The sequence below is a fragment of the Coleofasciculus sp. FACHB-1120 genome (assembly GCF_014698845.1).
Taxonomy (GTDB): domain Bacteria; phylum Cyanobacteriota; class Cyanobacteriia; order Cyanobacteriales; family FACHB-T130; genus FACHB-T130.
The window spans coordinates 46,693-73,263 of sequence record NZ_JACJTV010000004.1 but is presented as its reverse complement, the minus strand read 5'-3'; the positions used below and the strand labels follow the sequence as shown (position 1 = coordinate 73,263).

21 protein-coding genes are annotated in these 26,571 nt (G+C 47.0%); 7 read left to right on the top strand and 14 right to left on the bottom strand.

Annotated features, from left to right (window positions below):
- Positions 1–208 precede the first annotated feature (208 nt).
- The gene (locus H6H02_RS05880) at positions 209–2,662 is read left to right on the top strand and encodes an HD family phosphohydrolase (RefSeq protein WP_190815569.1); all 2,454 of its coding nucleotides are present in this window, start codon (positions 209–211) and stop codon (positions 2,660–2,662) included.
- Positions 2,663–2,712: 50 nt separating this feature from the next.
- Here the strand turns inward: H6H02_RS05880 and H6H02_RS05875 are convergent, their stop codons facing one another.
- Both H6H02_RS05875 and H6H02_RS05870 read right to left on the bottom strand, forming a co-directional pair.
- Entirely contained in the window at positions 2,713–3,633 is a 921-nt protein-coding gene (locus tag H6H02_RS05875) for an alpha/beta hydrolase (protein WP_190815568.1), read from the bottom strand.
- 256 nt (positions 3,634–3,889) lie between these two features.
- Positions 3,890–4,435 carry an HAD-IIIA family hydrolase gene (locus H6H02_RS05870; RefSeq protein WP_190815567.1) on the bottom strand — a complete coding sequence of 182 codons (546 nt, stop codon included), beginning with the start codon at positions 4,433–4,435 and terminating at the stop codon, positions 3,890–3,892.
- Between the two features lie 78 nt (positions 4,436–4,513).
- Between H6H02_RS05870 and H6H02_RS05865 the strand changes: the two genes are divergently transcribed.
- Positions 4,514–6,025 (top strand): CIA30 family protein, encoded by a 1,512-nt coding sequence (locus tag H6H02_RS05865; protein ID WP_190815566.1) that lies wholly within the window; start codon positions 4,514–4,516, stop codon positions 6,023–6,025.
- Between the two features lie 82 nt (positions 6,026–6,107).
- On the opposite strand, the gene H6H02_RS05860 is transcribed toward H6H02_RS05865, so the two are convergent.
- Positions 6,108–6,770, bottom strand: coding sequence for an ElyC/SanA/YdcF family protein (locus tag H6H02_RS05860; RefSeq protein WP_347342569.1), 663 nt, complete (start codon positions 6,768–6,770; stop codon positions 6,108–6,110).
- Positions 6,771–7,088: 318 nt separating this feature from the next.
- Entirely contained in the window at positions 7,089–7,565 is a 477-nt protein-coding gene (locus tag H6H02_RS05855; RefSeq protein WP_190815564.1) for a hypothetical protein, read from the bottom strand.
- A gap of 161 nt (positions 7,566–7,726) precedes the next feature.
- Here H6H02_RS05855 and H6H02_RS27535 point away from each other — a divergent pair, with 161 nt between their 5' ends.
- Complete coding sequence (locus H6H02_RS27535) at positions 7,727–7,861, top strand: hypothetical protein (RefSeq protein ID WP_277922522.1); 135 nt, start codon at positions 7,727–7,729, stop codon at positions 7,859–7,861.
- Positions 7,862–7,897: 36 nt separating this feature from the next.
- Here the strand turns inward: H6H02_RS27535 and H6H02_RS05850 are convergent, their stop codons facing one another.
- From H6H02_RS05850 to H6H02_RS05805, 10 genes are all read right to left on the bottom strand, one after another.
- A complete protein-coding gene (locus H6H02_RS05850) occupies positions 7,898–8,776 on the bottom strand; it encodes a carbohydrate ABC transporter permease (RefSeq protein WP_190815562.1) in 879 nt (292 codons plus the stop codon).
- Between the two features lie 242 nt (positions 8,777–9,018).
- The gene (locus H6H02_RS05845; RefSeq protein ID WP_347342568.1) at positions 9,019–9,591 is read right to left on the bottom strand and encodes a 5-formyltetrahydrofolate cyclo-ligase; all 573 of its coding nucleotides are present in this window, start codon (positions 9,589–9,591) and stop codon (positions 9,019–9,021) included.
- 161 nt (positions 9,592–9,752) lie between these two features.
- Positions 9,753–10,697 carry a GDP-L-fucose synthase gene (locus H6H02_RS05840; RefSeq protein WP_190815560.1) on the bottom strand — a complete coding sequence of 315 codons (945 nt, stop codon included), beginning with the start codon at positions 10,695–10,697 and terminating at the stop codon, positions 9,753–9,755.
- A 129-nt stretch (positions 10,698–10,826) separates the two neighbouring features.
- Positions 10,827–11,906 (bottom strand): GDP-mannose 4,6-dehydratase, encoded by a 1,080-nt coding sequence (gene gmd, locus H6H02_RS05835; protein WP_190815558.1) that lies wholly within the window; start codon positions 11,904–11,906, stop codon positions 10,827–10,829.
- A gap of 554 nt (positions 11,907–12,460) precedes the next feature.
- The gene (locus H6H02_RS05830) at positions 12,461–13,210 is read right to left on the bottom strand and encodes a sugar transferase (protein ID WP_190815555.1); all 750 of its coding nucleotides are present in this window, start codon (positions 13,208–13,210) and stop codon (positions 12,461–12,463) included.
- 160 nt (positions 13,211–13,370) lie between these two features.
- A complete protein-coding gene (locus H6H02_RS05825) occupies positions 13,371–14,537 on the bottom strand; it encodes a glycosyltransferase (RefSeq protein WP_347342567.1) in 1,167 nt (388 codons plus the stop codon).
- Positions 14,538–14,776: 239 nt separating this feature from the next.
- Positions 14,777–15,214 (bottom strand): hypothetical protein, encoded by a 438-nt coding sequence (locus tag H6H02_RS05820; protein WP_190815551.1) that lies wholly within the window; start codon positions 15,212–15,214, stop codon positions 14,777–14,779.
- A 92-nt stretch (positions 15,215–15,306) separates the two neighbouring features.
- Entirely contained in the window at positions 15,307–15,708 is a 402-nt protein-coding gene (locus tag H6H02_RS05815) for a hypothetical protein (RefSeq protein WP_190815549.1), read from the bottom strand.
- The gene (galE, locus tag H6H02_RS05810) at positions 15,701–16,699 is read right to left on the bottom strand and encodes a UDP-glucose 4-epimerase GalE (protein WP_190815967.1); all 999 of its coding nucleotides are present in this window, start codon (positions 16,697–16,699) and stop codon (positions 15,701–15,703) included. Before galE ends, H6H02_RS05815 begins: the two co-directional genes overlap by 8 nt.
- Positions 16,700–16,948: 249 nt before the next feature.
- Positions 16,949–19,615 (bottom strand): filamentous hemagglutinin N-terminal domain-containing protein, encoded by a 2,667-nt coding sequence (locus H6H02_RS05805; protein WP_190815548.1) that lies wholly within the window; start codon positions 19,613–19,615, stop codon positions 16,949–16,951.
- A gap of 654 nt (positions 19,616–20,269) precedes the next feature.
- Here H6H02_RS05805 and H6H02_RS05800 point away from each other — a divergent pair.
- From H6H02_RS05800 to H6H02_RS05785, 4 genes are all read left to right on the top strand, one after another.
- Positions 20,270–21,760, top strand: coding sequence for a choice-of-anchor Q domain-containing protein (locus H6H02_RS05800; protein ID WP_190815546.1), 1,491 nt, complete (start codon positions 20,270–20,272; stop codon positions 21,758–21,760).
- Between the two features lie 232 nt (positions 21,761–21,992).
- Complete coding sequence (gene pap / locus H6H02_RS05795) at positions 21,993–23,483, top strand: polyphosphate:AMP phosphotransferase (RefSeq protein WP_190815544.1); 1,491 nt, start codon at positions 21,993–21,995, stop codon at positions 23,481–23,483.
- A gap of 75 nt (positions 23,484–23,558) precedes the next feature.
- Complete coding sequence (locus H6H02_RS05790; protein WP_190815542.1) at positions 23,559–24,605, top strand: YdcF family protein; 1,047 nt, start codon at positions 23,559–23,561, stop codon at positions 24,603–24,605.
- A gap of 128 nt (positions 24,606–24,733) precedes the next feature.
- Positions 24,734–26,482: an ABC transporter ATP-binding protein gene (locus H6H02_RS05785; protein ID WP_190815540.1), complete on the top strand. Its 1,749-nt coding sequence runs from the start codon at positions 24,734–24,736 to the stop codon at positions 26,480–26,482.
- Positions 26,483–26,571 lie beyond the last annotated feature (89 nt).

Here is a 26,571-nt window from a genome sequence, read left to right as displayed (position 1 = left end):
AAGCTAAGCTGGTCAAAGAAAATTAAATCTAATCGGATAAATCCCCCTTGGGGGATAGGCATTTTTGAAAGTGTTTTGTAAGGTAGGATGAAGCTAACAATCGGGTGCCGCCACGGATAAAGATTGCTGTAAGGTGCCTTTTATCAATGCCAATCTACTTTTCGCTCCTATTACTCCTGTCGCCTAAAACGACAGGCATACTATAAACATGAAGACGCTTCAGTCATTGACAAACCAGCTTGCTCAATGGCGGCAAACGTACAAGCCCCTTCGCAGTCTTTTACCATCCCGATTTTTTGATTCGCCTGCCGCTATACCGGCGCAAGGTCTAGGATTAGGTCTTAGTGCTACTCTTCAAAACCGCAGAAACCGTCCCCGGATTGTCTGGGTGCTGGCAGTGGTGTCCCTTACCGGAACGATGGGAGAACGCTACTACAATGCGCCGAAGCTTGCCGTAGGCAAGATAGCACCGCAGACGATTCGGGCACCGTTTGACGCTAATGTGGTAGATACTCTCACCACAGAAGAAAAACGGAAAGCAGCCCGCACAGGTGCCGTACCCGTCTTGACAATCCAGCAGGACGTAACTGAACAAGTTTACGAGGATTTGGAGCGATCGCTTCGTATTGCCGAAGACCTCCGACAACGAGCTGGTTCTTTTCCAATAGTTTCGACTACCGTATTGTCTCCTGCCACTCAGATTGACCTCCGCAAGTGCGCGGAGTGGGAGTGGCGCTCCATATTGGCAGCGGTTGACACCGACATTCAAGTAAATCAATCCCCGTCGGGTTCATTTCCAAATGCTAACGGTCAATCGAATAGTTCCGCAACACCTGCGGTCGCCGAACTCCAAGCTTACTATCAGGTTGCAAGCCCCCAAGAATTTTCAGCCCTGATTGACACCATCAACAAAGCCCGCGAACAATACGCCAAAGCTGCCGCCGCCTTCTTAGATAGCAATCCAGAAAGGCGCTACGATGCCTCTCTACTTGACTTGTCAAATGAAACTTGGGAGCAAACAAAAACCGGCATCCCCCAAGTTGCCGAACGGATGCTCACTCAAGGCATTCCCCCAGGCTTGCCCGACAGTATCTTGCAGGAAGCGTTACGAGTACAGATGAATTTGCTCGTTCCCCCGGAAGCTGAGCCGGTGGCAACCCAACTGTTGCTCTGGGGACTGCGCCCCAACTTAACAGAAGATCAAGAACAAACGAAACAACTGGCAGAACAGGCAGCAAAAGCGGTAGAACTGCAAATAATCCCAGTTCGGAAGGATGAGGTGATTGTCCGTGGCGGTGCAACCATCTCCCAAGAGGATTTTGTCCTGTTAGAGTATTTTCAATTAAGCCGCCGGAGCCTCAGTTGGTCTGGATTGCTTGGTTTTGGAATTCTGGTCACGGGTGCCGTAGCTACGTTCTGGCGGGTGGAACGGCGATTTCATCCTCAAATTCGGCAGCGAGATCACTTGCTGATATTGCTGCTGACTTTGAGTACCCCCGTATTAGTGAGTTTAGGTGTTCGCTATACGAATTTGCCAGCAGTTGGTTTATTAGTCGGCAGTTTTCACGGTTCTGCATTAGGTGTCACCGTGGTGGGACTGCTAAGTGGCGTGTTATCAATTAGCCTGCCTATCGCTTGGGATTATTTGCTGGCGGGTGCTGCGGGTGGAATCATGATGAGCGTACTGGCGGGGAAAATGCGATCGCGCGAAGAACTCGCTTTCCTTGGCGTTGGCGTCGGATTAACTCAAGGCACAGTCTACCTGATTGTGCATCTGATTCTCAGTACCGCAACGGGTTCAATTTGGTACACCGTACTCCAAGAAGCTGCCTTATGCGGTTTTTCCGGTTTAGCCTGGAGTATTGTGGCACTAGGTCTGAGTCCCTATCTAGAACACGTATTTGACTTGGTGACACCAATTCGTCTGGCAGAACTCGCAAACCCAAACCGTCCCTTGTTGAAACGTTTAGCCGCCCAAGCACCCGGAACTTTTCAACATACGCTGTTCGTTTCCACCCTAGCAGAAGCCGCAGCACGGGAACTGGGCTGTAATGTAGAACTCGTGAGAGCCGGTACTTTGTACCACGATATTGGGAAAATGCACGATCCATTGGGATTTATTGAAAATCAAATGGGCGGTCCTAACAAGCATGATGAAATTAACGACCCCTGGAAGAGTGCTGAGATTATCAAAAAACACGTGACTGAGGGCATGGTGATGGCGCGGCGATGCCGGTTGCCCAAAGCAATTCAGGGGTTTATCCCAGAACATCAGGGAACAATGTTGATTGCCTATTTTTATCACCAAGCGCAGCAGATAGCCGAGAAAGACCCGACTAAAATTGTGCGGGAGGAAGATTTCCGCTATGACGGGCCGATTCCCCAGTCGCGCGAAACAGGGGTAATGATGTTGGCAGATTCCTGTGAGGCAGCATTGCGATCGCTTAAAGATGCAACTCCAGAACAAGCCCTCTCCATGATTAACAAAATTCTCCGCGCCCGTTGGCAAGACAGCCAGTTAGCTGAGTCTGGTTTAACGCGAGAAGAATTATCCCGCATTGCTGAAGTTTTCGTCCAAGTCTGGCAACAATATAATCACCAACGCATTGCTTATCCCAAATTCACAGTTAACGCAGAAAAAGGATGTAAAGCATCCGTTTAATAGGCAATTCTCTTAGCTACGTTCTATTTCGCAGACTGAGAAAAACACAATTAGCAATTCGCTGCTGACAAATAACCTTGAAGCAGTCCAATCACCACTTCTGGTTGCTCTAAATGAGGCAGCACTCCCGTTCCCACAATTGGCTGAAACCCGCGAATTGCTTTGGAATTCAGTGCAGCCAAACGCTTCCCTAGATTTACACTGATAAATTGTGCCTCCTCACCCCACAGAATAAAAGTCGGCACCGTCAATTGCTGGATATACAGGGCGAGGTCAAAATAAAGATCGCCCCGCAAAAACGCCAGCGCCGCGTATTCCCCATTCGGCTGCTGCGCTGACGCCAAATAAGCCTCTACTATCTCTTCAGACAATCGTTCTGGCTGAGTAAATAGGAACCGTTCTAGAAAACTCCGCACCGCCACTTCGTTTGTCGCCCCAAGCGTATAAATTAGCTTGTCTAACAGCGGCGTTCCAATTACTTGAAGCGGTAATCTGCGCCCAGCGTCTTGCCCAAAATCGGCAAACCCAGATGGACAAACTAAAAACAGCGAATGGAATAACTCCGGACGTTCAATAGCCAGACGGATTGTGAAACCCGCCGTCAGCAAAGATGCCACAACTTTTACCGGGGTAAAGCTTTGCTCTCCTCTAGAAATCGCAATTTTTTCAATAAACTCCGTCAGCGTCTTCAAATAGTCTGAAATTTGATAATCTCGGACTGGATGAGCCGACTCTCCCCAACCAATTAAATCTGGGGCGAATATGCGGTGAGTCGTCGCAAAAGCCGGGTACACTTTCGACCACTCGTAGGCAGAGGCTCCGCCACCAAAGCCATGCAGGAAGATTAACGGTGGCAATTCAGCTTGTCGTTGCCCTAACCACGAGTCCTCTACTGCGGTGTAGTAAACCATCGAACCCAGCGAGGTTTCTATGGCTTTTTGCTCAAAACCAGGCGGTTGAAACTGAAGCATAGGCGCTAACAAACCTTAAGCTTACATCTTTACTTTGCGTATCTTTGCTCGTACTTTTACGCTCTTTGCGTTAAAAAATAGCCAATTTTGGGCTAAAAGAAATAGTAACTTATGAATCTGTATTTGCTGGAGCAAAATCAATTGCAATTACAGTTGCGTAAGTATCGATAACTGATTCTGGCACAGTAATGGTTAACTCACCCAGCGGAGCGGGGCTGGAAAGCACTTCAGCGATCGCATCCTCATCCCCATTTATTCAAACGTCAGTATCGCCATAGGTTTGCCTCCAGCTTTCTGCTTGCTGAAATTTGATGCCTGCGGCTTTTGCTGCATTTCTATCATCCGAGCGATCGCCTACCATTAAAACTTTGTCTGCTAAGTGCTTTTCTATCGCTAAATTCAGCATTCCTGGATTCGGTTTGCGAAACTTTCCTGATTCAGGATGCTTGCTATGGTTAACAACATCGCTGCGGGTTACACAAAAACATTTTTTTCCTTCAAAGTCGGGACAGAAATAAACTTCTTCTATCTCTGGTAATAAATCCAAAGTATACTGCTGCTCTTTGATGCAACTTTGCAGAGATTTTTTACCACTGGCGACACCCCCTTGGTTGGTTACGCCGACAATTTTCCAGCCGGACGCGGCGAAGTAAGCGATCGCTCCCTCAGCGCCTTGAATAATCTGCTGATCGCCGGGACGCTGGATAAACTTGTGATTTGAGAGTGGCGATCGCACCGTGCCATCAAGATCGAGGATGAGTAAATTCGTCTCAGCATTGACGGCTGAAGGATCTTGCTCCATTAGAGAGTTGTTTTCAAATCAGTGGGCTATTAAACAAAGATAAAGGGAATCAGCTAAAAACGTGAATTTTACAAGAAAATGACGAATCAAAATAACCGATCTAAATGGGATTTCGGCAGATTTTTGCAAACGCTGACCTATTTCGAGGTGATTCCTTTCTTCAACTGCCTTCAGCGGTTGCTGCAAGGTCGCACCAAGGATAATCAAGACAAACCTACTGGAGAAAAGCGCGTGGGAGTGATATTGGTTGCTGGGGCGACGGGTGGTGTTGGTAAGCGAGTCGTGGGGCGACTGGTTGAACGGGGTTATCCAGTGCGTGCCCTTGTCAGAAATACTCAGAAAGTGCGGGAAATGCTTGGCGACAATATAGAACTCTTTGAGGGAGATATCACCATCCCAGAAACGTTGACTCCGGAAATGATGTCGAACGTTAGTGCTGTGATTTGTTGCACTGGTGTTCGAGTGCAGCCAGTTGAGGGAGATACACCGGATCGGGCGAAGTATTATCAGGGTATCAAGTTTTATATGCCCGAAGTCATAGACAGCCCGGAAATCGTGGATTATCAAGGCATCAAGAACTTAGTGCAAGTTGCTGCCAACTACTTTAGCCCTCAGACGAAGGGGGGAGCTGAAAAAGTAGTATTTGATTTTAGCAACCTTTCAGATGACATCAAGAATACTTGGGGCGCGGTGGATGATGTCGTGATGGGTGGCGTAAGCCAGAGTGGGATACAACTGGTGGAAGGCACGGCGCTTTTTGCTGGCAACGTGTCAACCGACAACTCTGGTGGTTTTGCTTCCGTTCGCACCCGCAACTTCGACACTCCGATTAATTTGGCAGGATACGAGGGTGTGGAATTGCGCGTTAGAGGCGATGGAAAACGCTACAAATTTTTCATCCGCACAGAATCCAGATGGGATGGCGTTGCGTATTCTTATTCCTTTGATACCATAGCCAATACCTGGATCGATGTTCGCGTTCCCTTCGCTGACTTAACTCCTGTCTTTCGTGCCAAAACTTTGCAAGATGGCGAACCCATTAATCCCAGCAAAATTTGCTCGTTCCAATTGATGTTGAGCAAGTTTGAATACGACGGAGAACTAAATCCAAAATTTTCACCAGGCGGCTTTGCTTTGCAGGTGGAATCTATCAAAGCTTATGGCGGCGCGATGCCTCAATTTGTCATGATCAGTTCGGCAGGTGTGACTCGTCCTGGTCGTCCTGGCATTAATTTAGAGGAAGAACCACCAGCGGTGAGAATGAACGACCAACTAGGAGGAATCCTGACTTGGAAATTGCGCGGAGAAGAGAGTATCCGCGAAAGTGGAATTCCTTACACAATTATTAGACCTTGTGCGTTGACTGAAGAACCGGGAGGCAAGGCGTTAATTTTCGAGCAAGGTGACAATATTCGGGGCAAAGTCAGCCGGGAAGATATTGCTGAATTGTGCGTGCGCTCGCTAGAACAACCCAAAGCGTGTAATCTCACCTTTGAGGTAAAAGAGGCAGAAGAGAGTAAAAGTTCTCCCGACTGGGAAAGTTTATTCTCTAGCTTGCAAAGCGATCGCGTCGCAGCAATCAAATCGTAAAACAAATAGACTTCTTGCCTCTGGGGTTTTATAAAAAACTCCGTGCAAGAAGTCTACTATCTTTACTAATATTTGCCTACCCCTACTTTATTCCCTCAAATTGTCCTAAAAAAGTTGGTTGAGGGCGGATAAGATTAACCTCCAAAACGGCTTTTACAGTCGCTAGTGCTTCCCGCGTCGAATAGGATTTCATTACCTCATCTCCATACCGTCCCCAATCGGGTGTACCCAAGCCGATCGCATTCACACCTAATTGACGGCAAGTATACACGGCGCGTGACAGGTGGAACTGCTGCGTGATGACAACCGCCTGCGTCACACCAAAAATCTCTCGTGCGCGATAGCAACTTTCATAAGTGCTGAAACCCGCATAATCCAGAGTAATATCAGCAGCAGGTACACCGCGATCGCTTGCGTAGCGTTGCATCACGCTCACCTCATCGTAGTCGGTGCGACTATTATCGCCCGTCATCAAGAGTTTTTTAACACGACCCATCTGATAAAGTTGCACAGCCGCTTCCACCCGATCGGCTAGCATCGGCGTTGGGCTACCGTCGGGCAATACGCCTGCACCAAGAACAATGGCGACGTGCTGAGCCGGAACCTGGGCGGGATCGGTGTAGCGATCGCTTCTGGTAACTGCACTCACATAGTAGATCGTCGCTGGAGCGATCGCGGCACTTCCCAACACGAGGAGTAGAAAAACACGACGCCAGTTAGACAACAACCATTGACGAACGCTCACTCAAACTCCCCCAAAGATTATCAGAAATCTGTTCTAGCTAGCCTCAAGGAATTACATCCCAACTCCGGAAAATATCAATCGGTCAAAATAACCCCTTCAAAAGAAAAACCCCTGGCTTGTGTCCAGGGGTAAATATCAGGGTGCATCTAACTAATCTTTGTTTTACATAGACAATGTAGAAATATCCGGAAGAAATCTAATTTCTATGCCTCTTACGTCTTCAGTTGTTCTTCCGAGCAGAATTTAAAAGATTAACGAGCGAATCAACTTTGTCTGATTAGGCAGGGTGGGAAATACTTACCCTACCTAATTGACGTTTCACGCTGCTGTAGCAGTGGCAAAGAACAACTTCTCCAAGTTTTGTGGCTGCATAAATGCTACGTATTGAGGAGCAATCTCTGGGGGAAGCAGTTCAATCAATAGCTTGTTCTCAATCCACAACTCGATCACGTCAAAAAACGAGTCCCGGTTACAGCGCAGCACACGCCAGCCTTCACGGGTGGCAATTTTCTCAATCTGTTCTTGGCTCGTCGGTACAGATATGGCAGCATGGGTAGCTGTAAACGGTGAGTACAAAACGTTTTGAATGAATGCTGCCTGCTCGTAACCTTCACCAGGTATCATTTCGGTACCAACCGGATAAATCTCAATCATCGTCCCGTACTCATCGCCGGCAATAACGATATAACTGCCTGGGTTTGGTGGGAATGGGGCAACCTTTCCATTCCATATCTCTGCAAAGACATTGGCGACGTGAAGGGGATTTTCAGCGGGGAGAGAAATGTGGTGAATCATAGAGAGTGACTGCTCCTGAAGGAAATCGCTGCAAGAATTTAAATCGGTACTTCTGAAACATCCAGCTGAGTCATTGAAATTTCGCAAACAGCCAGGTTGCTCCCCCAAAATTCACCCGATTGGGTGAGTTTTCATCACCCGATTGCATGACTTAAATCGAGATGAATCCACTTAAATCTCTCGTGCGCGATCGCTTTCGCGTTGAATTTAGGACTCTTGGAACTGAAAATCAAGCTAACAGTGGCACCGCTGTGTCTGTTTCTAAGGGAAATCCCTGGTTGGATAGGGTGGTTTGATAAATCTTTGCGCGATCGCCTTGATCTGAAGCGCCATTAACCTTTGACGCCGCTACCTACATCTGTCGGCACAATATATCGCTGCAAAAAGAGGAAGACAAGCAGCACTGGAGTAATGGAAATGACAGAACCCGCCGCAACCAGTCGCCAATCTAGGGATAATGCCCCGGCAAGGGTGGCGACGCCTAAGGGGAGGGTGTAATATTCGGGTCGGTCGAGGACAATTAAGGGCCAGAGGAAATCACTCCAAGAACCGATAAACACAAAGATTGCCAGCGTCACCAGTGCTGGGCGAATTGCCGGAAGCATGACGTGCCACCACAAGCCCAGCTCCGAGCAGCCATCCATCCGAGCGGCTTCTTCCAGTTCTTTGGGAACGCCCTGAAATGCTTGCCGCAGCAGGAAAATCCCGAAGGCAGAGGCGATGCTTGGCAAAATAACACCCAAATAGGTATTTCTCAAACCTAGCTGCACGGTCAAGATGTACAGGGGAATCATCACGATTTGGAACGGAATCATAATCGTGGAGACGACAGCCGCAAAAACCATGTCTCGTCCTCGGAAATCCAGCCGTGCCAGCGGGTAAGCGGCAAGCGAGCAGAACAGCAGATTTAAGCCCACCGTCAGCACTGCCACCAGGGTACTGTTGAACAAATACTGACCAAAGGGATTGGTTTGCCAAACTGTGATGAAGTTTTGGAATGTTGGCTCTCGTGGCACTAACTGGGGTGGGAACTGAAAAATATTTTCAGTGGGAGATTTTAAGGAGGTACTGATGAGCCAAAGTAGGGGAAAAAGCATCACTAGCGCGATCGCTCCTAGTAACCCATACATCCAAAAAGTTTTAACTTTTGAGTTTTGATTGGTAAAAATGCGAGAAATTGCGTTTGTTTTTTGAGTTTTAGGATTTATCATTGGGCGATAATAGCTGCTTTTTCTACTTTAAATTTGTCAATGTAAAATGAATAAATATTGCTGTTTTTACCGACAAGTTATAATATTTGTTTTTGAGAAAACTCTTGCTTTTAATATAATTAAGTCATATTATAGTAAGTATATTTGTCTAACCAAATGCTTGTTCTAAGTAGGTGGTTGGAGCGCAGAGGACAATGTCCTCTGCGCGGAAATTGAAAATTTAAAATTGAGATTTTGAGACTTCATCGCATCATTCTCAACCCCATTTCTGTACAGACACCCTGCAAAGATTTATCCCAGCTATCAATCGGCAGCTCTAGGGAGCAAGCAAGGTCGAAGACAATGCCGATAGTTAATTTGGTTGACCATTCGGATGAATTGAGCAAGCGATCGTAATAACCGCCACCATAACCTAAACGATATCCCCGCACATCACAAGCTACAGATGGCACAAGAATTAAATCTACCTCGGTTGAGTGTAAAACGGGGCTATCTGGGTGCGGTTCAAGAATACCATAAGCGCCTTTTTGTAGGGAGTCTCCGGGTTTCCAGAGATGCCAAATAAGACTATCGCCAACACAGCGAGGAAATCCCCATTGGCGACAATCGCTAATTAGAGGGCTGAGGTCAGGTTCTTGTCGAAAACTGAAATAAGCTAAGACAGTTTTGGATTGGGTAAATAGGTAGGAAGATTCGAGGTGGGTGCAGATGCGATCGCTCTTTTCTCTCCATTCCTCCACAGGCATCAATTGCCGTGTTTTGAGAAGCGATCGCCTCAATTGCTGTTTATCCAGTTGATGATTGACTTTGTTCACAAGTCTTAATAAATTAGGTTTGTGCCGAGGGGAGCCTATCGTCCATATCCTGACTCGATATCCTGCGGACTTGTTTTGCGATCGCTATTTTCCCTCCTGAAAACGCAGAAACCCGTTTTGTTTAGCAAAACGGGTTTTTCACAATCGCAAGTTTTTCACACTTACTCAGCGTGTTGCCGATACCAATCGATTGTGTTCTTCAGCCCTTCCTTGAAGTCCACTTGGGCAGTGAAGCCAAACTCTTGCTTCGCCCGTTCTGTATCTAAACAGCGGCGCGGTTGACCGTTCGGCTTATCGGTTTCCCAGATAATTTCGCCCTGATAGCCCATCAGTTCGCAAATCAGTTCTACCAAATCCTTGATAGAAATTTCATAACCCGTTCCCAAATTGACGGGTTCTGCGCCATTGTAGTCCTGCGTACCCATGACGATACCCAAAGCGGCATCCGTAGAGTAGAGAAACTCGCGAGTGGGACTCCCATCGCCCCATACAGGTAGCTGCTTATCGCCTCTAGCTTGAGCTTCATGTACTTTGCGAATTAAGGCAGGGATCACGTGGGAACTCTTGGGATCGAAGTTATCTTCCGGCCCGTACAAGTTTACTGGCAACAGGTAAATGCCGTTAAAGCCATACTGCTGCCGGTAGGATTGGAGTTGCACCAGTAAAGCTTTCTTAGCAACGCCATAGGGAGCATTAGTTTCTTCCGGATAACCATTCCAGAGGTCATCTTCTTTGAATGGTACTGGAGTGAACTTGGGATAAGCGCAGATAGTCCCTACACAAACAAATTTTTGAACCCCTGCTTGATAGGCAGCATGAATCAGTTGAGCGCCCATCATCAGGTTGTCATAGAATAATTCAGCGGGTTTTACCAGATTCAGACCGATGCCACCGACGTGAGCGGCGAGGTGAATCACGACATCCTGCTGCTCAACGGCGCGTTGACAGTCTTCTAAGGAGCGGAGATCGTACTCGCGCGATCGCGGTATCGTAATCTTGTTTTGATCGGCTCCGGCTTTACACAACCGATCTACGACCTGACGCCCCAAAAAACCAGCTCCGCCAGTGACGAGAATTCGCTTATCGCTCAAATCTAAAGTTGCCATATCTCTTGCCATCCTCCACTGGATTCAGGATATCTCCAAAAATTGATGAGTGATGAGTTAATGCAAAACTCATCACTCATCACTCAGTAGGGCACGGGGATCGCCCTTGCCCCGACAAGTCAAAACGATTTAATCGTGCATACTACCGACATTCTGGCGAATCGTGGCAAGATCCAGAGGCGAGTGCAAACCGTTGCCATTCGGACAATTCAAACCCAAAGCTTGCATATCCGCTTCCACCATTAAGCGAACTAATTCTTCAAAAGTAACCGATGGTTTCCAACCCAGCTTTTGGTAAGCCTTCGTGGGATCGCCGATCAGCAAATCCACTTCAGCTGGACGTAAATAGCGTTCGTCAAACTCTACGTAGTCTTTCCAATCTAGATTGACGTGCTCAAAGGCAATATCCAGGAATTGACGAATGGAGTAAGTTTCTCCCGTTGCTACAACGTAATCATCCGCTTCCTGCTGCTGTAGCATTAGCCACATTGCTCTTACATAGTCTTTTGCGTAGCCCCAATCCCGCTTGGAATCGAGATTACCCAGGTAGATTTTTTTCTGCTTCCCGGCAACAATGCGAGCGATCGCTCTGGTAATCTTGCGCGTTACAAACGTCTCTCCTCTCCGTGGACTTTCGTGGTTGAAGAGTATCCCATTACACGCAAATAGACCGTAGGATTCCCGGTAATTTACCGTTTGCCAGTGAGCGTAAAGCTTCGCACAGGCATAAGGACTGCGGGGGTAAAACGGTGTGGTTTCCTTCTGAGGTACTTCTTGTACCTTACCAAACATCTCAGAAGAACCTGCCTGATAAAACCGTACCTCAATGCCGGTACGTTGTTGGTAGTCCCGAATCGCTTCCAAAAGGCGTAACGTCCCCATCCCGACTGCATCAACCGTGTATTCCGGCGAGTCAAAACTAACGCGGACGTGGGATTGGGCACCTAAATTATAAATTTCTACCGGCTGGACTTGTTCTAAGATCCGGCGTAGCGTCGTGCCATCGGTTAAATCACCATAGTGCAGAAACAACCGCACACCCTCTTTGTGAGGGTCTTCATACATATAATCGATCCGGTCTGTATTAAATGTAGAAGTCCGGCGAATGATCCCGTGAACCTCATAGCCTTGCTCAAGCAAAAATTCACTTAAGTAAGAACCGTCTTGTCCTGTAATGCCCGTAATTAGCGCTCGCTTGCGTTGCGTCATACTTAGTATTCCCTATAGCCTGTGACGAAACAATCGTCTTAACAGTAAGTGGTAATTATCCTGTAAGTTTTCTCTCGCTAACGTTGCAGCAAGAGTCACTTGCACCCAATTTTATGAAAAATCCCTCTGTAAGTAGAGGAAATCCTTAATTCACTCCTTACGTTAACTTAAAATCTCTGGCGCAACATCAGGAATATACGTAGATTCTTCTAAGCATCGGCAATAAGACTTACGTATTTCAACGGTGGACTAAATGTTGAGCCAAGAAGAGGAGAAAAGCTTCTTGCAAGAGTACCTACAATACCTGTTGCATAAATTCCGAGCGAGACAAATTGATTAATCGCCATCACAACAACTCACTGATCTAGACCGTAAAATCAGGTATGAAGAGTCTACCCGCTCTAGAGGCAAGCGGAACTCCACAGTCTTCTAAGACTCATCAAACTAATGAATCACAAAGTCCTACAGCTCTCTCCACGTAAGGAGGAAAGCTGTAGGAGTCGTTGTTTAAAGAACTTTATTTGAGTGATAGATGGCCGAACGTCAGCTATTTGTCAGTAGGCACCATTGTCTTTAGGGGAAACGACAACGCCAATTGTTTTTACAATCAGCCACAAATCGAGCCAGAAATTCCTGGCATTGACGTAATAGACATCTATCTGCACTCGGCGCGGGTAAGGGATGTCATTACGCCCAGAAACCTGCCACAATCCGGTGATTCCAGGTCGAATCGTCAACACTTTGTCAATGTGATGTCCGTATTTTGACAACTCCTCAGCAACTAGAGGTCTTGGTCCAACAACACTCATATCCCCTTTCAGAACGTTCCAGAATTGGGGAAACTCATCCAGGCTAGTCACCCGTAGAAATTTACCAATCCATGTAATTCGAGGGTCGTCTTTGAGTTTGAAATTATCCTCGAATTCCTGACGCAGATGGGGTGAGGTTGCCATCATTTGCAACAACACTTCGTCTGCATTTGGCACCATCGTTCTGAATTTGAGGCAACCAAAAGGCTGGTAATTTTTCCCGATTCGTTCCTGGAGATAAAAAACCGGGCCTCGTGTGCTAAGGGCAATCAGCAAGGCCAACAGCAGGTAAACGGGAGAAAACAAAATCAAAACCGACAGTGAAAACAGAACATCAAAACATCGCTTAGCGAAATCTCGGTCTAGACGCTGTAGGGGGAGGTCTCGCTGTTTGCTCAAACCTCTGGGCCTACCTGTCGGCGCGAGTGGTTGAAAACCTCGCTTCACGAACGCCCACAACATCTTGCCGGAGATAAGTTGGCTTTCGGCAGTCATCTTACTCCTTCACTTCACACCACACAGTCCCGATCATAAAGCCACAAGACGCCTGAAGACAGCTAATAGAGTCCCAGAAAATGGAATTTGGTCATTAACCATTGGTCATTGGTCATTAGTCATGGGTTTTTAGCAACCGGCTAAAGAGCATGACGGATGATTAGGGACGAATGGCTGAGGATGACTGAAATTCTTGATAACAGCTCTCTAGAAAGGCTAGATAGCGCTTCTGGAAAGTTTGAGGGGCGAACTGAGAAGCGCGGACTCTAGCAATCTCCGGATTAAATAATCCTTGCGATGCTTCAAAGGTTTTTACCGCTTCTATCAAAGCCGCTTCTGTTTGGGCTGGAAAAAATAAGCCAGTCCCCTGTGTCGGGTGTTCCCGAATATCCAGAACGGTTTCTAATGCCCCACCAGCACCATAGGCGATCGCAGGAGTGCCACAAGCTTGGGCTTCTACCAACGCCATGCCAAAGTCTTCACAGGCTGCATACACAAATGCTTTTGCTTGAGCCATATACTGCTCAACAACATCATCTGGTTGTGACCCTAGCACTTTTACATTGGGTTTCGCTAGTTGGCGCATTTCGTCAAGTTCCGGACCCGTGCCAATCACCACAAGCGGGCGTCCCAGTTGGTTAAAAGATCGGACAATTAAAGATACTTGCTTGTAACTCACCAGCCGGGAAACGGTGAGGTAAAAATCTTCTTTATGGGGCTGAAAGGAAAACCGCTCGATATTGACGGGTGGATAAATGACTTCTGCTTCCCGCCGATAGCAGCGCCAGATGCGACGTGCGGTGTGTTGGGAGTTGGCGATGAAATAATCAACGCGGTTTGCGGAGAGGACATCCCACTGACGCAGTTGATGAAGGAGATACCGCGTCAGGATGCCTGGGAGACCCCGTCCTAGTCGGCTACTGTCTAGATAATCAAAAGTTAAATCCCAGGCGTAGCGCATGGGCGTATGGCAGTAGCAGATATGCAGTTGTTGCGGACTGGTGAGGACTCCTTTGGCGACAGCGTGGGCAGAGGAGAGAATTACGTCATAGTCGCGTAAGTCCAGCTGTTCAATCGCTAGCGGCAATAGGGGGAGATATTTTTGAATGCCACTGCGGGCTTTCGGGAAGTGTTGCAGGAATGTGGTGCCAATGGGGCGATTGAAGAGATAACTTTCGGAATTGGTGGATTCAAAGTCAATGAGGGCATAGAGGTCGGCATCAATGTGCTTGAGAATTTCTCGGACAACGAGTTCTGACCCGCCAGTAGCTTCGGGGGTCAACCATTCATGGACGAGGGCATACTTTAATGACAAAGCTGACTTCACAGTTGCGCGTACTTAAGGGCTGAGTGTAAATTTTACTCACTCCTCAGCCAGCGATCGATCGCTCTTGAGCGATCGCTGTAGGCTCTAAGTCCATTACCGCACTTTTGCACGCCTGACACTGGATTACATGGAATCAAAAATAGACTTCCTAGAACTTAGCCCAGAAAAATAGCTTGATTCTTCTCTTCTCCTAATTTTTGAGCTTTAGAAAGTGGGTAGAAATCGCAAGCAACTTTTGATTAACTTCCACAGTAGGTGTTTATCCCATTCACTAAATTTCTTTCTGGGTTATAGGATTTTTGCAATTTTTTAAATCCGGCATCAACCGCGGGGAAATCCCTTTTTTTGAGAGCTGCAACATATTCGCGAGTTGCCTTACTACTCTCTCGATACATCCTAATAAAATCAGCTTGAAACTTTTTCAGCTTTGGGTCATTGACTTGGATACTGGTCATTTCTTGAGCTGATTTATCCCAAATCTCGGCTGTTTTGACTAGCGCTTCTGGAGAGCTATTTTGACCTCCATTGGTAACGGTTTTGGTTTCATTCACCGTTTCGTTGGTAATCTTGAATATCTTTTGACACTGAGTGATTTTGCTTTCGCTGCAACTGACGAGCAAGAAACTGACGGCGGCAGTCACGGGAAGGATGACAGCGTACCGACGAAGAAAGTGCATGAAAACTCTCCTGATGAGTTGATGGGGACTTCCACTTTATTTCCCTGGGATTGACAGCCAATCGGGATACGATAGCAAACCAGAGACCGAGATTAAGATTCGGTCTCTTCAGTTGCTTCGATGGCATCCACAAGGCGTTGTAAAGCTTCTGTCAGTTGCGTCAACCGCACGAGAGAATCATCTTGGGTTTCTGCCAAGGTTTGCACTGCATCACTTAAGGCAAAAATTTGATAGTGCTGCTGTTGGACTTGATGCCCCTGTTCTTGTACTTGAATGGTGAGGGCATCCACTCGGTCAGCAAGGCGGTTAATTGTCTCATTGGTAGCAATTACTGCCTCTCTAAGATTTCCCTGTTGTTGTACTTGAATTGTGAGAGCATCTACTCGCTCGCCAAGACGGTCAATTGTGTCAGCGCTGGCAAGTACTGCCTCTGCAATTTGTTCAACAATCGATTCTAAACGACTTAATCTAACTTCCACTCCAGAATTATCCATGACGATGCTGATGCCATTGCCAAGCGTCAGCAACGATTTTACTCAGGTCTGCGTATTGTGGACGCCAACCGAGGATTTTTTTTGCTTTGTCGCTGCTGCCGACTAAAATTGGGGCGTCACCGGCACGGCGATCGCGTTCTACTGCGGGAATTTCCCGACCCGTTACCGCCTTTGCTGTCTCAATCACTTCTCGGACTGAGAAACCGTTGCCATTCCCTAAGTTAAAGACATCGCTGCTTCCGCCTTGCAGGAGATACTCTAACCCTAAAACGTGAGCATCTGCCAAGTCGCTGACGTGGATGTAGTCCCGAATTCCGGTTCCATCAGGTGTCGGGTAATCGGTACCAAGAATGAAGATCGATTCCCGTTTGCCCAAAGCTGTCTGGAGTACCAAGGGAATCAGGTGGGTTTCTGGTTCGTGATCCTCACCCAGTAAGCCATCGGGATTCGCACCAGACGCATTGAAATAGCGGAATGCCACAGACCTGAAATCGTAGGCAAGATCAAAATCCGCCAGAATTTTCTCTACCATCCACTTACTGGTTGCGTAAGGACTGAGGGGATTCTGGGGATGGTGTTCGGTCATGGGAACTTCCTGAGGCATCCCGTAGATGGCGCACGTAGAAGAAAAGACAAATTTCTTCACGTTTGCCGCCACCATTGCTTCTAGCAGTGTCAGGGTGCCAGCGACGTTGTTGTGGTAGTATTTCGCGGGATCGGTGACGGACTCTCCCACAGCAATATAAGCGGCAAAGTGCATAACTGCCGCAATATTGCGAGTGGCAAAGAGTTGGGCGAGGAGAGCGCGATCGCTCATATCTCCCACTACCAGCTCTACTTTGAGTACATTTTCCACCAATTCCCGATGTCCGTACACCAGGTTATCTAATACCACTACCCCATAGCCTGCCTTGAGCAGCGCCAGTACAGCATGGGTTCCAATATATCCAGCTCCACCCGTCACCAGAATGGTTGGTTTGACTTGCGACACGTTCAATCCCTTCTCAAAACTTTGAATCAATGCTTTATAAGGATAGCTAACTGAGGGCAATGCGTTGTCCTCAGTAAGAGAGCTTGTGTTCCTTATAAATACTTTCCTTCACCAAACTAGCGATCGCATACCTCTTTCGTCTGAAAATCGCACAGAAACGCGGAAGTATCCGCATTTCTGGGCGATTCAAAATTATATCTTAGAGATTTTTGCGGCTGAGCTTACAAACCAGCGCTTTCGTGACATTGATTACTTTTGAGGGATCGCGCGATCGCTTTGTTGTTGCGGAACAAACAGCGTTTTAGAGCTTGCCGGTGGCTGATTGCGGCGATCGGGGCGTTCTTGACAGCGAGGCAACCTGTGTAAAATCGGCAGCTTTTCATCTTCGAGACTCTCTACCGTACACAAAATCGGTCTTTGATTTTCTGCACCTTCTACTGGTACGGGTGAGAGTGTATTTCCTTGAAAGTCTGCCACAATTTCTGCCTTGGGTTGGTTCCCAGGTTCCGGCTGGGGATTTGAACTAGGGACAGGGGTAGGAGTTGGCGCGGGAGTTGGCGTAGGAATTGGTGCAGGAATTGGTGCAGGAATTGGTGCAGGAATTGGTGCAGGAATCGGCGGTGGAGGAGTGGTATTGATCGTAATATTGCCCTGAACAGTTCCACCGGGGAAAGATTCGGGGGGCGAAATTGTCGAAGTGCCCGTGGTGATGGCTTGGGCAGTTCCATTCGTTGTGGGATCGCCAACGACAAATGGAGTCGTGGGGACTGGGACTCCCCCGTGATGGTTGATATTAATGGCTCCACCCCCGCCCGTTCCTGTCGTGTTAATGCTGGGGTTATTGTAAGTAAAAGTAACGAACTTATTATCAACGGTGAGATTCTGTCCTGCCGCGATAGTTACATTACCGCCTATGCCACTGCCAAGACTCTGAGCATCGATGATTTTAGCGGCGATATCATTGCCAGCAATCAGCGTGATTTCACCGCCATTGCCAGAGGAAGAGCAAGAATTGCACTTAGAACTGGAATCTATGGTTTCAGTCTTAATATTGCCTCCGGCGCTAATTGCGATCGCGCCACCAGTCCCAGAAGCGGTAGTGCCAAAGTTATCAGAAGAGGAAAAAATATCTCCAGTTGTGATATTTCCAGATGGGGCGCTGAGGGTAATCGTACCCGCGTTACCAGGGCGATTCCGCGAGTCTAAATTGTAAACTTGATTGACTGGGTCGGCGGCATTAATAGAACCGCTGGTGCTGCTAATACTAATGTTTCCCCCAGACGACTGAATGGTTTGAACATTAATATCACCCGGTGCCGACAAGGTAACATCTAATGGTTCGGCTGGCCCCAGTAAATCATCAGATTTGATGGTTCCTGCAACTGTAATTGTTCCCGCTGAGGCAGGAGATTTCACAAAGGTTGTGTAAGAGGGATTTGCGCCTGCGTCGTCAAAATATTCTGGAGATGCACCCGGAAAGGGTTCGCTGAAAGGTACATTATCAGTTGTTCCAACCGCACCCGCCTGTAAAATCAAGGCACGGCTATCAGGGTCTACCTCTGGATCTATCGCATTAATGACGATATCCCCACTAATCGTAATTTTTCCGGCTGCGATTATCTTAAGGGAAGCACCTGTATAAGAATCAAGCATGACATCGCCATCGGAAGTAATGATGGGGTCATAGATACTTTGAAACTTGCCACCTGCTCCCGATAAGTTGAGAATTGAAAAATTACCACCCGCTGAATAGTGAGCATCTCCAGAAATAATGCCATCACTGATTAAACTGAGATTTCCGCCACTTTGAAAGGGGGTTTCTGGGTGATTCAGTGCCAAAATATCAACCGCTTGATTGCCTTGAACAGTGAGATTCCCCCCCGCCTTCGCCACAAAAGGCGTCGCGACGCTATCCCGCACTCGCACGGTATCTTTTGCCAGCAGATTCATATCTCCAGATGTCTGCATCTGGCTTTCAACTAGGGTCAAATTATGGTTGGCTGAAAGAGTCGCTGTTCCCGCATTGAGCTGACGGACTACCACATCTCCCGCTTCTACTTTGATACCAGAACCTGTTAGCTCTACCTCTCCTTTGCTATTTGTAGTCAGTCCAGTGGCATTTCCCGCTTTGCTGCCCGTTAATAACTGGGGTAGAGAGGAAACTGTTGCAGTTGAAGACTGACTGGCATCAGAAGAAATTGGTTGAATTTCTAAACTTAGCAATTGTCCGGGTTGACTAATCCGTACTGTATTCTGTCCTGGTACTGCTGCCACAATCAGTTTACCTCCTGGTGCTGACAGAGTTCCCTGGCTAACCACAGTGCCACCCAGCAAGGTGAGATTTTGTCCTTCTTTAACAGCTAGTTCTCCAGAGTTGACAATGGCACTCGGTTGAGCAGTATTAAATGAAAAACTACTGGGGGTTCCCGTTAATGTTGCGTAATTATTATCGCCGCTAGCATTAAAAGAATTAGAGCCAAAACCAATACCTGTGGCAGTGGTTGCGGTAAAGCTTCCCGGCACATCCAATCTGGCATTGGCACCAAATATAATCCCGGATGGATTCATCAGGTATAAATTATAATTTCCTCCGGTGACTTTAATTAAACCATCAATTGTAGAGGGATTACCACCCACTACCCTGCCTAAAATATTTTCAATTTTGGGATTAGAAATAAAGTTAGCGATTTGGTCTGCATTGAGGTTAAATTGCTCAAAACTGTGGAAAAGGTTTGCTCCATCCCCAGAGAGTTTTCCCCCACTGATATCGATTGTATTCCCTTCAGGAGCGGCAATTGTGCCCGTACCATCTTGAGCTGGAACAATCGTTTCTGCCTGTGCCGGTTTCACAGCGATCGCTGGTGCAACAGCAAGTAACCCAAGCAATACGCCAGAACTTTCAAAAGCTGATTTCATCTGGTGTTAACCCATCAGATTTATGATGTATCCTGCTCCTCATTACCAGGATTAATAGAACTATCAGGATTTCAAAGAGACCTTATGAATAGATAAATAAAATATTTCTAGGAGCGAATTTGATTGAATTCTATTTATGTAAATATATGGATAAAAATGCTTTTACGCTGTACACACAAGCAAGAATTTATAAATGATTTTACGGTTAATCATAATTTCTATTTTTAAATAAAAATTTATTTGTAATTTGGCAATAGTCTAATACTATAAAACGTGTGTAAATTTACTGAAAATCGAAAAAATTTCCGGATTGATAGCCAAAATCACGAACTATTTAACAAGGCTTCTTGTAAGACAATTCTGTAAAGTGAAAATTACGTATATTCGCGGATGATTAAACTTTCTAGTTTTGTTAGAGACTCTATTCCGGGTTACAAATTATTCCTTGAGCCGAGAATGCTGCATTTGTTTGGAACCCAATAAATGTTGAACTTGTCAAATATCTGGTTTGTTAGTTCAGCTTCTAACCTTTCTCACTCCCAGGCTTTTTTTGCAATTGCACAGTATTCTAACCCCAAAAATAAGTAAGCTCATTTGGTCGAGCAATTGCAAACAGTAATATCTCTTCTAGTATTGAATAATGAGGTTTTTGGTATGAAACAACCACTCTATTTTTTAACTCTCGCTTTCTGCGTCGCCTTAACGATTTCCTCGCATCAAAAAGCTAAGGCGGCTGGAACTGTCGGCAATGGAACTGCTGCAAGCTGTACTGAAGCTGCTTTAGATACTGCTTTAGTAGGTGGGGGGACTGTAACCTTTAATTGTGGTTCCAGTCCGCATACGATTGTAGTGAAAGAAAAGGTACTTTCCGCTAATACGGTAATCGACGGACGAGGTGTAGTAACTCTCAGCGGAAATGGAACTAATCGGATCTTCTCCACTGATAGTCTTGTTCAACTGACACTTAAGAACCTCACCATTGCTAATGGCTTTAGCGCCGAAAATGGCGGCGGTGTTTATAGCGGTTATCGAGGTAAGTTAGTAGTGCTGAACTCTACCTTCAGCAACAACAAATCAACGAAACCGGGAGAGGCTGGAGGCGGTGCCATCTATAGTAAGAGTGAAAGTACAATTATTATAGATAAAAGCACTTTTACCGGAAACCAAGCCAGCCTCGGTGGTGCAATCTATGACTTGCTCAGCGATCTAACCGTAACTAACAGCACCTTCACGGGAAATAGCGCTGGAATTGTGGCTCCGGGTGGGGCGGGTGGTGCCATTTATAATGATGGTGCTAATGGCAATCTTGGCAAAATCATCCTGCGGAATAACACCTTCACAAACAATACTGCTACCAATCAAGGCGGCGCTTTCTTTAACCAACTTTATAATAGTAATACAACGGCAATCGAAAATAATACCTTCTCTGGAAATAGCGTTACAGGCACTGACGACAAAGGCTTTGGCGGTGCTATTTTCGTGGTCGGTGGCACTACGACTGCTCCTAATTACACAGCCGGAACAAATAGCACTATTTTTGTAGTGAGAAACACTACCTTTTCTGGCAACCTTTCTGCGAATCAGGGCGGGGGACTGTGGACTGGAAATGATGTAAAGGCAGAAGTTTCTAATACTACTTTTTCAGGCAATCGAGCCGTGACTCCAGATGCGAAGGGGGGTTTGGGCGGTGCCATTATGAGAACCAGTGGCAAGATGACCATCAATAATGCCACGATTGCTAACAATTATGCTGGGTTTATGGGAGCTGGTATTTTTGGCAGTAGTCCAGATATAACGCTGAAGAATACAATTATCGCTAATAATAAGGCAGATAATGGGGGGAATACCTGGAATATTAAACAGAATTGTTCTGACGAAATGACCAACGGCGGCAACAATATCCAATTTCCCGCCAAAAATCCAAACGATCCCACAGACAAAAACTGCGCGGTTAGCATCACTATTGTTGAACCAATGCTAGGCGCACTTTCTGCCACTGGTGGTTTGACTCAAACTCTACCGTTATTAGCCGGTAGTCCAGCGATTAATACAGGTAACAATGCGACTTGCTTGGCAACCGATCAACGGGGTGTTGCAAGACCGCAAGGCGGTGTTTGTGATATCGGAGCGTTTGAAGCAAAGTAATCAGATGGGTAATTGGTAAGGAGATGTAATTTACCAATTGCCGATTTTTTTCAAACTATTTGTTGCCCGGAGCAAACAAGAAGAGGAAAAAGCGCTTTTTTCTTCTTCTTGTTTTTAGCTCCGGTATTTTTATGTCTAAGCTTTGACATTTAGGGGTAGTTACTGAATTGTCAGCTCAACAAGTGCAAGACTAGGAGATAGTTAAAGATACTGCTCTTTTCTAGTCAACATTATGCTAGATACCCTGGACTTGGATCTTTCCCTCGATAAAAATACCTATGAGTCTCAGATTGAGACGCTAATGCGTCAAGTGCGATCGCTCCAAAAGGCTTGCTGGGACAAAAAGCTACCCATGATTGTCGTGCTGGAAGGTTGGGCAGCGGCGGGGAAAGGTGCTTTAGTCAAGAAAATGGTCAATTACATGGACCCGCGAGGGTTTACGGTTCACCCGATTTGGCCTCCCAACGAGGAAGAGCAACAATACCCCTTTTTGTGGCGCTTCTGGCGGAGACTGCCAGTAAAGGGCAGTATTGGGATTTTTTATCACAGCTGGTACACCCATGTTTTAGAAGACCGGCTGTTTGCAAGAATCGAGGAGTCAAAAATTCCATGCGTGATGGCGGAGATAAACGCCTTTGAGCGCCAACTGGTGGATGATGGAAATGCGATCGCTAAATTCTGGATTCATCTAAGCCGCAAAGAATTAAAGCACCGGCTAAAAGAATATGCCAAAGATCCCTTAGACTCTTGGCGAGTGCGTCCGGAAGACTGGAAACAAGAGAAACACTACGGCAAATATGTAGATTATGCCGAGGAAATGCTCGTCCAAACCAGCACTGGCTCCGCCCCCTGGACATTAGTTGAAGGCAACTGCCAACGCTGGGCGCAGGTGAAAGTCCTCACCCAATTCGCAGCCACTCTTACAGAAGCCCTCGACCGACTGCACATTCGGACGCCCATTCTTCCCCCTACACCCTTTCAAGAACACCTCAACCCCGCCGAACCGGATCTCTTAGCGCAAGTCGATCTCAATCTCGCCCTCTCTAAAGATGAGTACAAAAAGCAGTTACGCGAGGCACAAGTAGAACTGCTGAAACTTCAAATGAAGATTCACAAACATCAAGTGCCCGTCCTGGTGCTGTTTGAAGGTTGGGATGCGGCTGGGAAAGGAGGAGCCATCAAACGCTTAACCGATGTTCTCGACCCCCGCAGTTATGCCGTTCATCCTTTCGCAGCACCTACGGATGAAGAGAAAGCGCATCACTACCTCTGGCGGTTCTGGCGGTGGTTGCCAACAGCAGGGACAATTGGCATTGATGACCGCAGCTGGTACGGACGAGTGTTAGTAGAGCGTGTTGAAGGTTTTGCCACAGAACTGGAATGGCGCAGAGCCTACCAGGAAATCAATGAGTTTGAAAGCCAACTGACGAATGCAGGCTACGTTTTGGTCAAGTTCTGGCTGCATATTAGTCCTGAAGAACAGTATCAGCGATTCATATCGCGTCAGAATGACCCCTTTAAACAATACAAACTCACCGCCGAAGATTGGCGAAATCGGGACAATTGGGCTTTCTATGAGGTGGCAGTCAATCAAGCAATTCAGCGGACGAACACTCCTAACGCTCCCTGGACAATTGTTGCCGCGAATGATAAATACTATGCCCGTGTTAAGGTAATTCAAACCGTAACCGAGGCGATTCGGACAAAATTGAAACGTCGATAAGAGGTAATCAGTAATCGCCGGTAAATAGTCATTACCAATTACCCATTACCAATTACCCATTACCAATTACCTACTATGTTTTTACTCTTAACGCGAGTTCTGTTGTGGCTGCTGATTGGCACCTTAGTCTACTTTTTGTTAGTGCGATGGATTCCCAAACAATATCTCGCTTGGTTGGGCGGGCTACTGTTGTTTGTGATCATGGTGATGGCGTTTTACAATCCCAATGAAAGGTTGGTATCGAATGCCTGGAATATCCTTTCGTTTCCGCTCAAACCGTTGGGGTTGTCAATTATGCTTTTGCTGTTCGCCATTGGCGGGGTGAAAAAGGGAGGCATAACAGGCGTAGCCTGGAACCAACTTAGGATAGCCTTCCTCGTTTTGCTGCTGTCTAGTTTGCCCATTGTTGCCTACTGGCTGGCTCAGCAAGCAGAAGTGGAGGCGATTCAACTGGAGCAACGACGCCAACTTATTTGCCAAACTCAATGTCCGGCTGATATTACGCCGACCGGATCTCAAATTGTGGGGGCGATTGTGGTGCTGGGGCGAGGGACGACACAAGCAAATCTTCCCTATCGGACGCAGATTCAATTAACTGATACAGGCGATCGCATTCTATACGCTGCTCAGCTTTATCAAGAACAGATACGGAGCGGCAATGACCCCTTAGTCATTGTCAGCGCCGGACCCAGATCGGAGCTGATCGGGAATCAAGATAGTGTCAATGAGGCTAACGATGTCGCGGCGCTGCTGGTCAGGATGGGTGTGCCCCGAAACCGAATTGTGCTTGAACCTCGTGGGGTTGATCTCCGTACCAGTGCGGTCAGGGTTGAGGAAATCTTGAGACAACGTGGGATTCGATCGCGCCGCATTATCCTTGTTTCTTCTGGCTTAAATATTCGCCGTGCTAACCTCACTTTTGCCAATTTGGGCGTCACGGTCATCCCCAGAGCGACAGATTTCTTCACCTTTCAAGGCGGGGCGACGCCCGCCCGACGGATCGCCGTCACGGATTTTGTTCCGACTGTGGAAGCGTTGGTCACAACAACGCGAGTGGTAGAAGAATATCTCACCTTCATCTACTACTTTCTGCGTGGCTGGTTGACACCCCTCGTTTTATAGAAGCAGTATGAGTGCCAATTCGTCTACGATGGTTTGGGGTTGGGTGTTAGGCGAAAGCCTCTTGCAGGTTGCAAGGAAGTTTTTTGCCTGTTGCCTTTTCTCAGTTTTTAATCCTCAGTCCTCACAGAATGGCTCACTCTCGGCTGCAAAAATTGGGTGCTTATCTGCGTCCCCACTGGCGGCAGGCTACCTTAGGCGTCATCGCGCTGTTTGTTGTGAATGCAGTGGGCGTTTATATCCCTTTGCTGATTCGAGATAGCGTTGACGACCTCCGCCAAGCGTTTGACTTCGCTCAAATCTGGAAGTATGTAGCGCTAATCCTGATTCTGGCTTCGGCGATGTGGGTGGTGCGGATGGCTTCGCGCATCTTGCTGTTTGGAGTCGGGCGACAAGTAGAATTTGACCTGAAACAAAAGATTTTTCAGCATCTACTCACCCTGGAACCGTCTTATTTTGCTAGCAATACAGCGGGAGATTTGATTAACCGGGCGACTAGCGATGTGGATAATATCCGGCGTCTGCTGGGATTTGCTGTGTTGAGTTTGGCGAATACAGTTTTTGCCTACGGATTGACATTGCCAGTGATGCTGTCGATTAATTTGCAGCTGAGTCTGCTGGCGATCGCAGTCTATCCGTTTATGCTGATTGCTGTGCAACTATTTAGCGATCGCTTGCGGAATGAACAGCTAGAGTTACAAGAGGAACTCTCCAGCGTCAGCGAATTGATTCAAGAAGATATGAGCGGGATTGCTCTAATCAAAATCTACGCTCAGGAGGAGAACGAGCGCCGCGCCTTCTCCCGATTAAACAACCGCTTGTTGCAAGCCAATATCAAATTGGCAAAGACGAGAAATACCTTGTTTCCCATCATTCAAGGGATGGCTTTTATCAGCTTACTGATATTGCTATGGGTAGGAGCGCGGTCAATTGTGGCAGGTGCGATTACGATTGGCGATTTTCTAGCGTTGATTCTCTACACCGAGCGATTAGTTTTCCCCACTGCTTTACTGGGTTTTACGATAACTGCTTACCAACGAGGTGAGGTGAGTATTGACCGCATTGAGTCGATTCTCATGGCAGAAGCCAAAATTAAAGATACTCCGAATGCACTGAATTTACCAGTTGAAAAAGTAAGCGGTAAATTAACAGCTCGTCAGCTGAGTTATACGTTTCCCGGAGCCGCAACTCCGGCGCTTAAGAATGTTAGCTTTACCATTGAACCAGGAGAAACCGTGGCAATTGTCGGGCCAATTGGCTCCGGAAAATCGACGCTTGCCAATGCCTTGCCGCGATTAGTGGATATTCCAAGCGAGAGTTTGTTCCTAGATGGCAATGATATTACGCAGATAAAATTGCCCGATTTGCGGGGAGCGATCGCTTATGTCCCTCAAGACAGTTTTCTGTTCAGCACTACCATCAAAAACAACATTCGCTACGGCAATCCTCTGAGCGAACAGTCAGAGATTATGAATGCTGCCAAGCAAGCACAAATTCACCCAGAAATTCTTAATTTTCCGCAGCAATACGAAACCATTGTCGGAGAACGCGGCATCACCCTCTCAGGCGGACAGCGACAGCGAACTGCTCTCGCCCGTGCTTTGCTGATGGATTCCCCGATTCTGATTTTGGATGATGCTCTCTCTAGCGTCGATAATCAGACTGCCACAGCGATTTTGAATAATCTATCGGAAGGCGTTCAGCGCAAAACGGTGATTTTTATCTCTCACCAACTGTCTGCGGCTGCAACTGCCGATCGCATTTTTGTGATGGATCGAGGTGAGATCGTGCAGTCTGGGACTCATGCCGAGCTTTTGCGAGAACCTGGGCTTTACCGTTCGCTTTGGAACCAGCACGAGCTAAAGGAAATCCTGAGCTAATTATAGTGGCAGTCAAGAAGCGATCGCTTCTTGAGTTTTTGAGCCAATGCAATTTGATTCGCCGGGTTGGATTGTAAAGAAGATTAAAG